This window comes from Massilia niastensis DSM 21313 (assembly GCF_000382345.1).
In the GTDB taxonomy this organism is placed as follows: Bacteria; Pseudomonadota; Gammaproteobacteria; order Burkholderiales; family Burkholderiaceae_D; genus Telluria; species Telluria niastensis.
Map to the genome: position 1 here is coordinate 89255 of NZ_KB908089.1, position 13910 is coordinate 103164.

Sequence of the window (13910 nt, forward strand, 5' to 3'; positions counted from 1 at the left end):
CGCTGCGCGCGCAGCTCGCGTGGCAGCCGGGTTCAATCATCCATCGGAGGGAAACGTTCATGTTTGCACACAACAAGCGCCTGCAGTACACGGTCCGCGTCAGCGAGCCGAATCCTGCACTTGCGAACCTGATGCTGGAACAGTTCGGCGGCCCGCAGGGCGAACTGGCGGCGGCGATGCGCTACTTCACCCAGGCCGTCTCGGAAGACGATCCAGGCCGCAAGGACATGCTGTTCGATATCGCCACCGAAGAGCTGAGCCACCTGGAAATCATCGGCCACATCGTCGCCATGCTGAACAAGGGCGCCAAGGGCCGCCTGTCCGAGGCCGTCGACAGCGAGGCCGAGATGTACAGGAACATCACGGGGCCGGGCAACGACAGCCACATCACCCAGGTGCTGTATGGCGCCGGCACGCCGCTGGTCAACTCGGCGGGCGTGCCCTGGACCGCGGCCTACATCGATTCGATCACCGAGCCGACCGCCGACCTGCGCTCGAACATCGCGGCCGAGGCGCGCGCCAAGATCGTCTACGAGCGCCTGATCGGCCTGACCGACGACCCGGGCGTCAAGGAGGCCCTGGGCTTCCTGATGACGCGTGAAGTGGCGCACCAGAAATCCTTCGAGAAGGCGCTGTACGCCATCGAGCCGAACTTCCCTCCGGGCAAAATGGCCGCCGATCCCCGCTTTGCGAGTGTTTACTACAACATGTCGCAGGGGCCGGGCGAAATGCGCGGTTCGTGGAACCAGGGCGACGACTGGGACTTCGTCAGCGACCGCGAGAAGCAGGTGGCCGTGGATGGCGGCTCCGGCGAGGCCCAGGTGGCCCTGCCGGGCGAGGACATCGACGTGCTCAAGCAGATGGCGATGCGCACCCAGTCGAACCCGGCCGGAAACCCGCGCACCGGCGCCGAACTTGGCATGAGCCTGCAGTCCGCTGGCGGTGGTACCATGGCTGGACAAAGCGGCAGTGCAATGGGTGGCGCGACGGTCGCGTCGAGGGGCGGCAAGCTCGACGATACCGGTAAAGGCAACCCGAAGGGCAGCAGCAAGTCTCCGAAGAAGTAGAGCAAGGCCTCGCACCGCGCGGCAGGCGCCGCGCGGTGGTTTGAACAGGACACCGCATGGACGACATCCGCTCGGAAAAAGCCGGCAACACCCGTTCCCTCCTGCGCCTGCTGACGCTGCGGCGTGTGGTCGGCTTCGCGATCTGCACCGTCGGATGTCTGGTCCTGCTCGGCAGCCTGGTCGAGCAGCTCATGAACGCCAACCCCAAGATGCACGCGGCCCTGCTGGGCGGCGGCACGGCGGCGGCGGCCACCGCGCTCGGGACCCTGCCGGTCCTGCTGGCGCAGAATTTCACGAAAAGAACCTTCGACTGCTTCCTCGGCTTCGGCGCCGGGGTGATGCTGGGCGCCACCGCATTCTCGCTCGTGATCCCGGCCCTGAATGCGGCCAGGGCGGCGGGCGCGGGGAGCTGGGAAGCCAGCCTGATGGCCGGCGCCGGCATCATGGCGGGGGCCGGCATCATCATGCTGATGAGCCGCGCGGTGCGGCCCGAGGGGATCCTGCCCACCAGCCCCGAGGGCATCTCGCTGCGCCGCGCCTGGCTGTTCGTGTGGGCGGTCGCCCTGCACAACCTGCCCGAAGGCCTGGCGATCGGCGTCGCCTATGCCGGCATCGACCTCGAAAAAGCCCATTCGCTCACCACCGGGATCTCGATCCAGGACGTGCCGGAAGGGCTGGTGGTGGCGCTGGCCCTGCGCAGCGTCGGCTATGGCCGCCTGCTGGCCGTCGCCGGCGGCGTCGTCTCCGGCCTGATCGAGCCGCTGGCCGCGGCCTTCGGGGTGGCCCTGATCGGCATCTCGGCCGGCTTGCTGCCCTTTGCGCTGGCGGCCGCCGCCGGGGCGATGCTGCTGGTGATCGTGCACGACGTGATCCCGGAATCGCACCAGAGCGGCAACGGTACCGCGGCCAGCATCGCGCTGGTCGGCGGTTTCGTCCTGATGACGGTGCTCGACACGGCCTTGTCCTGAGATCACGCGCACGATTTCGCTTGACCGCCGAATATGATGGACATAATATGAGCTCCATCATATTTTGAGCGGGCATCATGGTTTCTCCCAGCAAACGCGAACAGACCCACGAGCGCATCGTCGACAGCGCCGCGCGCGCCCTGCGCCGCGAGGGCTTCGCCGGCGTCGGCGTGGCCGAGGTGATGAAGCAGGCCGGCCTGACGCACGGCGGCTTCTATGCGCACTTCGACTCGCGCGAGGCCTTGCTGCTGGAAGCGATCCAGCATGCCGACGCCCGCAGCGACGCCATGTTCCGCGGCCGCCTGGAGGCCGCGCTCGCGCGCGGCCTGTCGCCGCTGCAGGCCCTGCTCGAGACTTACCTGTGCGAGGAACACCTGCTGGCCACCGAGCATGGCTGCGTGGTCAGCGCGCTGGGCTCGGAGATGGGGCGCCAGAAGGATGCGCTGCGCGACATCTCGCGCCAGCGGGTCGAGCGCCTGGTCAGGCGGGTGGCGCAGGCCCTGCCGCCGGATGCGCCGCCCGGCCAGGCGCTGGCCATCGCGGGCGCCATGGTCGGCGTCCTGCAGCTGGCGCGGGTGCATGGCCGCGACGCGGAAGGGCTGGCGATGCTGGAACAGGCGCGCAATGCGCTGGTGGCGCAATACGCAGCTGATAAATAGGGAAGGGCCGCTCGCGGGCGGCCATTCTTTGGTTCTGAAATATGATGCTTGTCATATTCGATGGCGCCAGCGGGGCAATGGGCTGACCGGACGCCGACATCAACGAAAGGGAAAGTCATGAAACTCGAAAACGCAACCGTCCTTGTCACCGGCGCCAACCGCGGACTCGGCCTCGAATTCGCCCGCCAGGCGCTGGCCCGCGGCGCGAAGAAGGTCTACGCGGCGGCGCGCGATCCATCGACCGTGAAACTCGACGGTGTCGTGCCGGTGCGGCTCGACGTGACCGATGCCGCCCAGGCGGCCGCGCTGGCGCACGACCTGGGCGATGTCGACCTGGTGATCAACAATGCCGGCATCGCGGAGCTCAAGAAGATCCTCGATCCGGACGGCGGCGACGCGGCGCGCCGCATGCTGGAGACCAACGTGTTCGGCATCCTGAACGTGAGCCGGGCGTTCGCGCCGGTGCTGGCCCGCAACGGCGGCGGCGCCCTGCTGAACATCCTGTCGGTCGCCAGCTGGATCAGCTCGCCGGTGCTGGCGTCCTACGGCGTGTCGAAGGCGGCCGCCTGGAGCCTGACCAATGCCTTGCGCAACGAGCTGCGCGAACAGCAGACCCAGGTGCTGGCCCTGCACGTCGGCTTCATCGACACCGACCTGACCCGCGGCTTCGACGCGCCCAAGCTGAGCGTCGACTATGTGGTGGAGCATGGCTACGCGGCGCTGGAAGCGGGCGCCAGCGAAGTGATGATCGACGAGCTCACGAAACAGGTGAAGGGCGGCCTGTCGGCCGAACCCGGCATCTATACCGTGCCGCGCCAGGCATCATGAACGCCGCGCGACTGGCCGCGGCGGCCGACGCCGTGACCGCGGCCGGGCTGCTGCTGCAGCGGATGACGCGCCCGCGCCGCATGCCCCTGGGCGAAGCGCAGGCGGCGCTGCTCGCCCAGGCCGAGCGGCTCGCGTTCACCGTCGAGGGGGCGACGCTCGCGGGCCATGCCTGGGGCGGGACCGGGCCGGGCGAGGTCCGCCCGCGCGTGCTGCTGGCGCATGGCTGGGAGAGCAGGGCGGCCGCCTGGCATGCCTTCGTGCCGGTGCTGGCGGCGGCCGGGTGGCAGGTGGTCGCGCTCGATTTCCCGGCCCATGGCGATTCGCCCGGCGCCGCCACCGACGTGGTGGCGATGGGCAAGGCGCTGGTGACGGTCGGCTCCCGGCTGGGGCGGGTGGATGCGCTGGTGGCGCATTCGCTCGGTTCGCCCGCCAGCCTGTACGCCTTTGCGCACGGGCTGGACGTGGCGGCCAGCGTGCACCTGTCCGGACCGGCGTCGCTGGTGCGCGCGCTGGAGCGTGCCGAACGCCATGCGCGCCTGCCGCCGCCGGCCGCCGCCCTGTTCCGCGCCCGCTTCGAAGACCGGCTCGGCCACCCGGCGGCGACGATGGACCTCGAGCGCCTGGCGCACGGGCTGCGCCATCCGGCCCTGCTGCTGCACGACCCGGAGGATCCCGAAGTGCCCTATGCGGAATCGGAGGCGCTGGCCGCGGCCTGGCCGCAGGCGCTGCTGGAGCCGGCGCCGGGGGCGGGGCACCGCCGCATCATCGAGGATGCGGCGCTGGCGCGGCGGGCGGCGGCCTTCCTGGGCGCCCGCCTGGCGGCGCGCGCCTGACACCGGCTCCCGGTAACGACAACGGCCCCGAGCGGGGCCGTTGGCTTGTTGCTGATTACATACGGATCGTGCTCAGTCGCGGATCTCCAGCGCCCGGTTCAGGCTCAGCGCCGCCAGCGAGCCGACCGCGCCCGACAGCAGGTAGAGGCTGACATAGCCCAGGCCGAAGTGCGCCGACAGGCCCAGGGCGACCAGCGGGGCGAAGGCGGCGCCCACCAGCCAGGCCAGGTCCGAGGTCAGGGCCGCGCCGGTGTAGCGGAAGCGCTGCTGGAAGTTGGCGGTCACGGCGCCGGCGGCCTGGCCGTAGGACAGGCCGAGCAGGGTGAAGCCGACCAGGATGAAGGTGTTCTGGCCGGCCACGCCGCCGTCCAGCAGGGTCGGCACGAAGGCGGAGAACAGGGCGATCAGGGCCGCCAGGGTGCCCAGGGTGGTGCGGCGGCCGACCTTGTCGGCGATGATGCCCGAGGCCAGCAGCGCGACCAGGGCCAGGACCGCGCCCCACATCTGGACGTGCAGGAACTCGGCCACCGGGCGGGTGTCATACAGCTGGATCCAGGACAGCGGGAAGACCGTCACCAGGTGGAACAGGGCGTAGCTGGCCAGCGCGGCCAGCGCGCCGATCACGATATTGCTGCCCTGGGTGCGCACCAGTTCGCCGACCGGGGCCGGGTCCAGTTCGTGGGCGTCCAGCAGGCGCGAATATTCCGTGGTCGACACCAGGCGCAGGCGCGCGAACAGGGCCACCACGTTGATCGCGAAGGCGCAGAAGAACGGATAACGCCAGCCCCACACCAGGAAATCATCCGAGCTCAGGTTGGTCAATAAATAGGCAAACAGGCCGGCCGCGATCAGGAAGCCGATCGGTGCGCTCAGTTGTCCCAGCATCGCGTACCATCCGCGCTTGTTCTGGGGAGCGTTCAGGGCCAGCAGCGAAGGCAGTCCGTCCCACGAGCCGCCCTGGGCCACGCCCTGGCCGATCCGCATCAGGGACAGGACCACGATCGAGGCCGCGCCGATCTGCCCATAGGTGGGCAGGAAGGAAATGACCACGGTACTCGTGCCCATGATGAACAGGGCGATGGTCAGCTTGATCTCCCGGCTGAAGCGGGTCTGGATCCACATGAACACCACGGTCCCGAGCGGGCGCGCGATGAACGCGAAGGAAAAGACGATAAACGAGTACAGCGTTGCCTCGAGCCGGTCGGCCCATGGGAAAAAGACTGCCGGGAATACCAGCACCGAGGCGATTGCATAGACGAAGAAGTCGAAATATTCGGAGACGCGGCCAATGACCACGCCAACGGCAATTTCACCCGGGGATATGTGGGAATCCCGGGCATTGATGTTGCGAGCCCCGCTGTGCGGGTGGGAAATGGGAGCGGCGCCTGCGTCGCCGTACGTCGTCGAGCTTTGCATATTCTTCGTCTCCATAGGTCGCACGGCCGTCACACCAGGCTTGCCAACCACATGATGGCGAGGGGTGGGACAAAACGTCCAATGTCCATTAACGGCCGTTGGCATTACAGTAGCATGTTCTTATTCCCATGTAACGTTAGATACCTAGCATGATTCCTAAAATTGTCCGCCGCGGACTTCCATTACTTCTGATTGCAGTGCTGTCCGGCTGTAATACGGTCGTGATGAACCCTACCGGCGATATTGCGAAGCAGCAGGCCGACCTGATCACCGTGTCGGTCCTGCTGATGTTGATTATTATTGTCCCGGTGATGATCCTCACGGTCCTGTTCGCCTGGCGCTACCGCAAGGGCGCCAATGCGAAATACGAACCCGACTGGGACCATTCGACCAAGCTCGAACTCGTGATCTGGGGCGCGCCGCTCCTGATCATCATCGTGCTGGGCCTGATCACCTGGGTCTCGACCCACAAGCTGGACCCCTACCGTCCGCTGGACCGCATCGATGAAAACCGTCCGATCCCGGCCTCGACCAAGGCGCTCGAAGTGCAGGTCGTGGCGCTGGACTGGAAGTGGCTGTTCATCTATCCGGAGCAGGGCATCGCCTCGGTGAACGAACTGGTCACCCCGATCGACGTGCCGGTGCGCTTCAAGATCACCTCGTCGACCGTGATGAACACCTTCTACATCCCGACGCTGGCCGGCATGATCTACGCGATGCCGGGCATGGAGACCACCCTGAACGCCGTGCTGAACAAGACCGGCGACTACCAGGGCCTCTCGGCCAACTTCAGCGGCGAAGGCTTCTCGCACATGAAATTCGCCTACAAGGGCGTGACCGCCGCCGACTTCGACGGCTGGGTGCAGAAGATGAAGACCAATCCGGGCGTGCTGAACCGTACCGACTACCTGGAGCTGGAAAAGCCGTCCTCGCGTGAGCCGGTGCGCTACTACGGCCAGGTCGAACCGGCGCTGTACAACCGTGTCCTGAACCGCTGCGTGGCCGAAGGCACCATGTGCATGAACGAGCAGATGGCCGCGGACGCCAAGCGCAACCAGGTGGCCGCCGAGATCCGTCGCCTGCCGAAGGACGGCGCTTCCCAGCTGGCGCAAGCCCTGGAAATGTGCGTCACCCCTAATAATTCTGTGAAGAAGTAACCATGCAAGACTCTCTCGACTTGACGAAGCTTATCTTCGGTCGGCTCGGCTGGGATGCGATTCCCTTCCATGAGCCGATCCTGATCGCTACCTTCGCCGGCGTGATCGTGGGTGGCCTGGCCCTGGTGGGCCTGATCTCCTACTTCCGCCTGTGGGGCACCCTGTGGCGCGACTGGATCACCTCCATCGACCACAAGAAAATCGGGATCATGTACATGATCCTGGGCCTGGTGATGCTGCTGCGCGGCTTCGCCGATGCGCTGATGATGCGCGCCCAGCAGGCGCTCGCCTTCGGCTCCAACCACGGCTTCCTGCCGCCGGACCACTACGACCAGGTCTTCACCGCCCACGGCGTGATCATGATCTTCTTCGTGGCGATGCCGCTGGTGACCGGCCTGATGAACTATGTCGTGCCGCTGCAGATCGGCGCGCGCGACGTCGCGTTCCCGTTCCTGAACAACTTCTCGTTCTGGATGACCACCATGGGCGCCGTGCTCGTGATGGCCTCGCTGTTCGTGGGCGAGTTCGCACGCACCGGCTGGCTGGCCTATCCGCCGCTGTCGGGCATCCTCGCCAGCCCGGGCGTCGGCGTCGACTACTACATCTGGTCGCTGCAGATCGCGGGTGTCGGCACCTTGCTGTCCGGTGTCAACCTGATCGTCACCATCGTCAAGATGCGCGCTCCGGGCATGGGCCTGATGAAGATGCCGGTGTTCGTCTGGACCTCGCTGTGCACCAACATCCTGATCGTGATGAGCTTCCCGATCCTGACCGCCGTGCTGGCCATGCTGGGCATGGACCGCCTGTTCGACACCGCGTTCTTCACCAACGACCGTGGCGGCAACGCCATGATGTACGTGAACCTGATCTGGATCTGGGGCCACCCGGAGGTGTACATCCTGATCCTGCCGGCCTTCGGCATCTTCTCGGAAGTCGTCTCGACCTTCTGCGGCAAGCGCCTGTTCGGCTACACCTCGATGGTGTACGCGACCGTCGTGATCATGGTCCTGTCCTACCTGGTCTGGCTGCACCACTTCTTCACCATGGGTTCGGGCGCGAGCGTCAACTCGTTCTTCGGCATCACCACGATGATCATCTCGATCCCGACCGGCGCCAAGATCTTCAACTGGCTGTTCACGATGTACCGCGGCCGTATCCGCTTCGAGCTGCCGATGATGTGGACCGTGTCGTTCATGCTGACCTTCGTCATCGGCGGCATGACCGGCGTGATGCTGGCGATCCCGGCGGCCGACTTCGTGCTGCACAACTCGCTGTTCCTGATCGCCCACTTCCACAACGTGATCATCGGCGGTGTCGTGTTCGGCCTGTTCGCCGGCATCAACTACTGGTTCCCGAAAGCCTTCGGCTACAAGCTGAACCAGTTCTGGGGCAAGGTCTCGTTCTGGCTGTGGTCGATCGGTTTCTGGGTCGCCTTCACCCCGCCGTACATCCTGGGCTTCATGGGCTATACCCGTCGCGTGAGCCACTTCGAGGATCCGTCGGTCCAGTGGCTGTTCCAGATCTCGTTCGTGGGCACCCTGATGATCGCCGGCGGTATCGGCGCGCTGCTGATGCAGTTCTTCATGACCTGGCGCGACCGCAAGGCGCTGCGCGACGTCACCGGCGATCCGTGGGATGGCCGTACCCTGGAATGGTCGACCTCGTCGCCGCCGCCGGACTACAACTTCGCGTTCACCCCGGTCGTGCATGACAACGACACCTTCGCCGACATGAAGAAGAACGGCTACCAGCGCCCGCTGAAGGACTATGTCCCGATCCACATGCCCAAGAACACCTGGGCGGGCTTCGGCATCTCCGCGCTGGCGATGGTGCTGGGCTTTGCGATCATCTGGCACATGTGGCTGCTGACCGGCCTGTCCTTCGTCGCCATGATGGCCGCGGTCATCATCCACACCTTCAACTACAAGCGCGACTACTACATTTCGGCGGAAGAAGTGACCCGTACCGAAAACGCGCATACCCGTTTGCTGGAAAGCCATGTCTGAAATTAAAGCAACGATGAATGGCGGCGCTGCCGTCGACATGAGCTCGCGCTACCTGGTGCGCGAGCACCATCCGGAAAACGGCACCCTGCTTGGTTTCTGGATCTACCTGATGAGCGACTGCCTCATCTTCGCGTCCCTGTTCGCCACCTATGCGGTGCTGGGCCGTAACTACGCCGGCGGTCCGACCGGCGCCGAGCTGTTCGACCTCAGCCTGATCGCCCTGAACACGGGCTTCCTGCTGCTGTCGTCGATCACCTTCGGCTTCGCCATGATCTCGGCCCAGGCGAAACACCTGGGCAAGACCATCTTCTGGATGGCGGTCACCGGCGCGCTGGGCCTGGCCTTCCTGTCGCTGGAAATCTACGAGTTCCTGCACCTGATCCACCAGGGCGCCGGTCCGAACCGCAGCGGCTTCCTGACCGCGTTCTTCTCGCTGGTCGGCACCCACGGCCTGCACGTGCTGTTCGGCTTCGTGTGGCTGGTGACCCTGGCGGTCCAGCTGAAGAAGCATGGCCTGACCGGTGAAAACTTCCGTCGCCTGCAATGCCTGTCGCTGTTCTGGCACTTCCTGGACGTGGTCTGGATCTTCGTGTTTACCTTTGTCTACCTGATGGGAGTGCTGCCATGAGCGACCACCACGACAACCACGGCCACCATGGCCACGACGTCTACGTGACGCACTACAGCCCCAAGGATTACGCGATCGGCTTCGTGCTGTCGCTGATCCTGACCGCGATCCCGTTCTGGCTGGTGATGGGCAACGTGCTGCCGCCGGAAACGACCCGCTTCGTCATCCTCGGCTTCGCGGGCGTGCAGATGGTGGTCCAGATGATCTACTTCCTCCACCTGAACGCGAAGTCGGAGGAAGGCTGGAACATGATGGCGCTGATCCTGACCGTGATCCTGCTGGTGATCGTGCTGTCCGGCTCCATCTGGGTCATGTACCACATGAACGCCAACATGATGCCTGGCATGGGCGCGGGTGCCACCACCCACGGCACCCACGACATGCCGTAATGGAGGCGATGCACGATCGGCCGGCAGGTCCGGCCTCCGCCCAGCCGCGCGGCGCGTTCGCGCGCCGCATGCTGGTGGCGCTGGCCCTGCTGCTGATCGTGCTGTTCGCGGGTCTGGGGACCTGGCAGGTGGTTCGCCTGCAATGGAAACTGGACCTGATCGCACGCGTGAACGCACGCGTGCATGCGGAACCCGCCGCGCCGCCGCCGGCGGCGCGCTGGCCGCAGGTGTCAAAGCAGTCCGACGAATACCGGCGCGTGCGCCTGTCGGGCCGCTATCTCTACGAATTCACCACGCCCGTCCAGGCGGTTTCCGAACTGGGCGCAGGCTTCTGGCTGCTCACGCCGTTGTGCACGGCGGAGGGCCACATCGTCTTCATCAACCGCGGTTTCATCCCCGCCGCCGCCAACAAGGCCGGCCGCTATCCGGCGCGCCGCGCCGATGCGGGCGCCTGCGCCACCGCGCAAGAAGCGCCGGTCACAGTCACCGGTTTGCTGCGCATCGCCGAGCCGGGCGGCGGCTTCCTGCGCGAGAACGATCCGGTCAACAACCGCTGGTACTCGCGCGATGTCGCCGGCATGGCCGCGGCGCGCGGCCTGTCCCGGGTCGCCCCGTACTTCGTCGACGCCGGCAAGGACCAGGACCCGCCTGCTGCGCCGGAACGCGCCGTGGGCGGCCTGACCGTCATCGCTTTCCAGAATAACCACCTCGTCTACGCTCTCACTTGGTATGCTCTGGCCCTGATGGTGGCCGGCGCCTGGTGGTGGGTCGGCCGCCATGGCGCCAATAGCGCCGACGACTGACCCCAACGAGACAGGTTTCGATGCAATCACCCCTGGATTTCTTCGCCAAGGCGGCGCGCAGTTCGCCGTCCGCGGCCGCCGCGAATGTCGAATTCGCGGCCGGCCACAAGAACATGCTGCAGCTGATCGAGCTGCGCTGGATCGCCGTGATCGGCCAGGTCACCACCATCGCCGCCGCGATCCTGATCTTCCGGATCGAACTGCCGCTGCTGCACATGCTGCAGGTGCTGGCCTGCCTGATCGCCTTCAACATCGCCAGCCACCTGCGCTGGCACGAGCGCCGGCCGGTCTCGAACGGCGAGATGTTCATGGCCCTGCTGGTCGACGTGGCCAGCCTGACGGTGCTGCTCTACCTCTCGGGCGGCACCACCAATCCCTTCGCCTTCCTCTACCTGCTGCAGGTGATCATCTCGGTGGTGCTGCTGGACGTGCTCTGGACCTGGTCCATCGTCCTGATCACGATCGTCTGCATGGCGGGCCTGGCCATGTACGCCGAGCCGCTGGCGCTGCCGTTCGACCATGCGCGCGGCATCGCCAGCCTGTACGTGCAGGGGCTGCTGGTGTGCTTCGCCCTGAATGCGGCGCTGCTGGTGATGTTCATCTCGCGCATCTCCGACACCCTGCGCGAAAAGGCGGCCCAGCTGGCCGCATTGCGCCAGCGCGCCGCCGAGGAGGAGCACATCGTCCGCATGGGCCTGCTGGCCACCGGCGCGGCCCACGAACTCGGCACGCCGCTGGCGACGGTCTCGGTGATCCTGGGCGACTGGAAGCGCATGCCCGAATTCCGCAATCATCCCGAGCTGCTGGAAGAAATCACCGAGATGCAGACCCAGCTCAAGCGCTGCAAGTCGATCGTCAGCGGCATCCTGCTCTCGGCCGGCGAGGCGCGCGGCGAATCGGCGGTGCGCACCACGATCCGGAGCTTCCTCGACGGCCTGGTCGAACAATGGCAGCAAAGCCGCCCGGTGCGCGGCTTCAACTACAATAACCGGATTGCCGACGACCTGCCGGTGGCGTCCGACTCCGCGCTCAAGCAGACCATCGACAACCTGCTCGACAACGCGCTCGAAGCCTCTCCCGACTGGGTCGGCCTGAACGCCTACATCGAGGACGGCGTCCTGAGCGTGATGGTGGCCGACCAGGGGCCCGGCTTCGCCCCCGGCATGCTGGCCCAGCTGGGCAAGCCCTACCAGTCGACCAAGGGCAAGCCCGGCAGCGGCCTGGGCCTGTTCCTGGTGGTGAACGTCGTGCGCAAGCTCGGCGGCACGGTCACGGCGCGCAACCGTCCCGAGGGCGGGGCGGAAGTCACGCTCACCCTGCCGCTGTCGGCGATTGAACTGGAAGAGGAAATGCACCATGACCAACACTGAGCGCCTGCTGCTCGTCATCGAAGACGATGAGGCCTTCGCCCGCACCCTGAGCCGCTCCTTCGAGCGGCGCGGCTACCAGGTGCTGGGCGCTTCCGGCTACGAGGAAGCGGCGGCGCTGCTGGAACAGCACACGCCGGGCTACGCCGTGGTCGACCTCAAGCTCAAGGGGAATACCTCGGGGCTGGCCTGTGTCCAGCTGCTGCACGAGCACGAGCCGGACATGCTGATCGTGGTGCTGACCGGCTTCGCCAGCATCGCCACCGCGGTCGAGGCGATCAAGCTGGGCGCGGTGCAATACCTGGCCAAGCCCTCCGACGCCGACGACATCGAGGCCGCGTTCGGCCACGTGGCCGGCAGCACCGAGATCGAGGTCACCAACCGCTCGACCTCGATCAAGACCCTGGAGTGGGAGCGTATCCACGCGGTGCTGGCCGAGACCGACTTCAATATCTCGGAAGCGGCGCGCCGCCTCGGCATGCACCGCCGCACCCTGGCGCGCAAGCTGGAAAAGCAGCGCGTGAAATAGGGTGGACATGCGCCGCCTCGCCATGTTGCCGCTGCTGTTGGCCGCCGCCGGCGCGGCCCACGGCGCCGACCCGCTGGAAGCCGGCAGGCGCGTCTTCAACCGCTGCGCCAACTGCCACCAGGTCGGCCCGAACGCGCACAGCGCCTTCGGCCCCCAGCTCAACGGCATCATCGGCCGGCGCGCCGGCGCGGCGGGCGACTATGCGTATTCGCCGGCGATGAAGAACTCCCGCATCGTGTGGGACGAGAAGTCGCTCGCCGCCTTCCTGCGCGATCCCGACCGGGTGGTGCCCGGCAACAAGATGCGTTTCTGGGGCCTCAACAACGAGCGCCAGATCGCCGACCTGCTGGCCTACCTGCGCTCCCACGCGGCCCCGGCGACGGCGCCGCGCGCGGCGCGCTAGCGTCCTTCGGCCGCCTTGCTCAGCGCGAAGGCGGCGAGGAAGCCGAGCACCGTGATCAGGCCGGCGAAGTCGTGGGTCTGCTCGAAGGCTTCCGGGATCATCGTGTCCACCAGCATGGCCAGCACGGCGCCGGCGGCGATCGCCATGGTCGCGGCCACCACCTCGGGCGAGGAGTGCTGGAACACGCTGTAGCCGACCAGGGCCGCGATGCCCGAGGCCAGCGCGATGCCGCCCCAGATCCCGAAGATGTAATGGGCGCTGCGCCCGGCCCGTTTCATGCCGGCGGCGCTCGACAAGCCCTCGGGAAAATTCGACATGAAGATCGCGGCCACCGCGACCAGGCTCACGCCGTGGCCGCCGAGCATGGACAGGCCGATCACGATCGATTCCGGAATCCCGTCGAGCAGGGCGCCGATGGCGATCGCCAGCCCGCTGCCGCCGTCCTGCTGCGCGGTCGGCTGGTGCGGGCCGGAACGCTTGCGGTGGCGCGCACCCTGGCGGCACAGCAGCCAGTTGGCGAGGGTGAAGGCGGCCGCGCCGGCAAGGAAGCCGGTCGCGGTCGACGCCAGTCCGTCGGTGGCATAGGCTTCGTCCATCAGTTCGAAGGACAGCGCGGAGATCAGGACGCCGCTGCCGAATGCCATGACGGCGGCGGTGAGGCGCTGCGGCACGCTGAGGCGGTAGCCGATCCAGGCGCCGAGCAGCAGGGCGGCGCCCGCCACCAGTCCCCAGAATCCCGCCTGCAGCCATGCCGGTATCGCCTCCATCCGCCGCCTCCTCGTCGCTGCATGATAACCACATGGCGCCAACCCGGCCGTACGAATGCACCTTTGGTCGATTCCCACGCTCGCGCAGGT

Annotated in this window: 15 protein-coding genes; 13 read left to right on the forward strand and 2 right to left on the reverse strand. The window is 66.7% G+C overall.

Translation table 11 applies throughout. The features are described 5' to 3' along the window. Positions 1-59: 59 nt before the first annotated feature. The 5 genes from H162_RS0110525 to H162_RS30585 all read left to right on the forward strand — a co-directional run bounded on the left by H162_RS0110525 (position 60) and on the right by H162_RS30585 (position 4355). On the forward strand, positions 60-1067 hold the full coding sequence (locus H162_RS0110525; protein ID WP_020653425.1) for a manganese catalase family protein: 1008 nt from the start codon (positions 60-62) through the stop codon (positions 1065-1067). A 56-nt stretch (positions 1068-1123) separates the two neighbouring features. Continuing rightward, positions 1124-2035, forward strand: coding sequence for a ZIP family metal transporter (locus tag H162_RS0110530; protein ID WP_020653426.1), 912 nt, complete (start codon positions 1124-1126; stop codon positions 2033-2035). 77 nt (positions 2036-2112) lie between these two features. After that, positions 2113-2694, forward strand: a complete 582-nt coding sequence (locus H162_RS0110535; RefSeq protein WP_020653427.1) for a TetR/AcrR family transcriptional regulator — start codon at positions 2113-2115, stop codon at positions 2692-2694. Positions 2695-2811: 117 nt separating this feature from the next. Next, entirely contained in the window at positions 2812-3522 is a 711-nt protein-coding gene (locus H162_RS0110540; protein WP_020653428.1) for an SDR family oxidoreductase, read from the forward strand. Continuing rightward, positions 3519-4355 (forward strand): alpha/beta fold hydrolase, encoded by an 837-nt coding sequence (locus H162_RS30585; RefSeq protein WP_020653429.1) that lies wholly within the window; start codon positions 3519-3521, stop codon positions 4353-4355. Before H162_RS0110540 ends, H162_RS30585 begins: the two co-directional genes overlap by 4 nt. Positions 4356-4427: 72 nt before the next feature. Here the strand turns inward: H162_RS30585 and H162_RS0110550 are convergent, their stop codons facing one another. Continuing rightward, a complete protein-coding gene (locus tag H162_RS0110550) occupies positions 4428-5771 on the reverse strand; it encodes an MFS transporter (protein WP_026354491.1) in 1344 nt (447 codons plus the stop codon). Positions 5772-5920: 149 nt separating this feature from the next. Here H162_RS0110550 and cyoA point away from each other — a divergent pair, with 149 nt between their 5' ends. The 8 genes from cyoA to H162_RS0110590 are packed head-to-tail and all read left to right on the forward strand — an operon-like array spanning position 5921 to position 13053. After that, a complete protein-coding gene (gene cyoA, locus H162_RS0110555; RefSeq protein ID WP_026354492.1) occupies positions 5921-6928 on the forward strand; it encodes a ubiquinol oxidase subunit II in 1008 nt (335 codons plus the stop codon). A gap of 2 nt (positions 6929-6930) precedes the next feature. After that, the gene (cyoB, locus tag H162_RS0110560; RefSeq protein ID WP_026354493.1) at positions 6931-8934 is read left to right on the forward strand and encodes a cytochrome o ubiquinol oxidase subunit I; all 2004 of its coding nucleotides are present in this window, start codon (positions 6931-6933) and stop codon (positions 8932-8934) included. Beyond that, positions 8927-9562 (forward strand): cytochrome o ubiquinol oxidase subunit III, encoded by a 636-nt coding sequence (gene cyoC / locus H162_RS0110565; protein ID WP_026354494.1) that lies wholly within the window; start codon positions 8927-8929, stop codon positions 9560-9562. Before cyoB ends, cyoC begins: the two co-directional genes overlap by 8 nt. Next, positions 9559-9951 carry a cytochrome o ubiquinol oxidase subunit IV gene (cyoD, locus tag H162_RS0110570; protein ID WP_020653434.1) on the forward strand — a complete coding sequence of 131 codons (393 nt, stop codon included), beginning with the start codon at positions 9559-9561 and terminating at the stop codon, positions 9949-9951. The genes cyoC and cyoD overlap by 4 nt, the downstream gene beginning before the upstream one ends. After that, complete coding sequence (locus H162_RS0110575) at positions 9951-10754, forward strand: SURF1 family protein (protein WP_020653435.1); 804 nt, start codon at positions 9951-9953, stop codon at positions 10752-10754. The genes cyoD and H162_RS0110575 overlap by 1 nt, the downstream gene beginning before the upstream one ends. A 20-nt stretch (positions 10755-10774) precedes the next feature. Next, positions 10775-12124 (forward strand): ATP-binding protein, encoded by a 1350-nt coding sequence (locus H162_RS0110580; protein ID WP_020653436.1) that lies wholly within the window; start codon positions 10775-10777, stop codon positions 12122-12124. Beyond that, complete coding sequence (locus tag H162_RS0110585) at positions 12111-12650, forward strand: response regulator transcription factor (protein ID WP_020653437.1); 540 nt, start codon at positions 12111-12113, stop codon at positions 12648-12650. The genes H162_RS0110580 and H162_RS0110585 overlap by 14 nt, the downstream gene beginning before the upstream one ends. Before the next feature lie 7 nt (positions 12651-12657). After that, positions 12658-13053, forward strand: coding sequence for a c-type cytochrome (locus H162_RS0110590; protein WP_020653438.1), 396 nt, complete (start codon positions 12658-12660; stop codon positions 13051-13053). On the opposite strand, the gene H162_RS0110595 is transcribed toward H162_RS0110590, so the two are convergent. After that, positions 13050-13820: a ZIP family metal transporter gene (locus tag H162_RS0110595; protein ID WP_020653439.1), complete on the reverse strand. Its 771-nt coding sequence runs from the start codon at positions 13818-13820 to the stop codon at positions 13050-13052. The genes H162_RS0110590 and H162_RS0110595 overlap by 4 nt on opposite strands. Between the last annotated feature and the right edge of the window lie 90 nt (positions 13821-13910).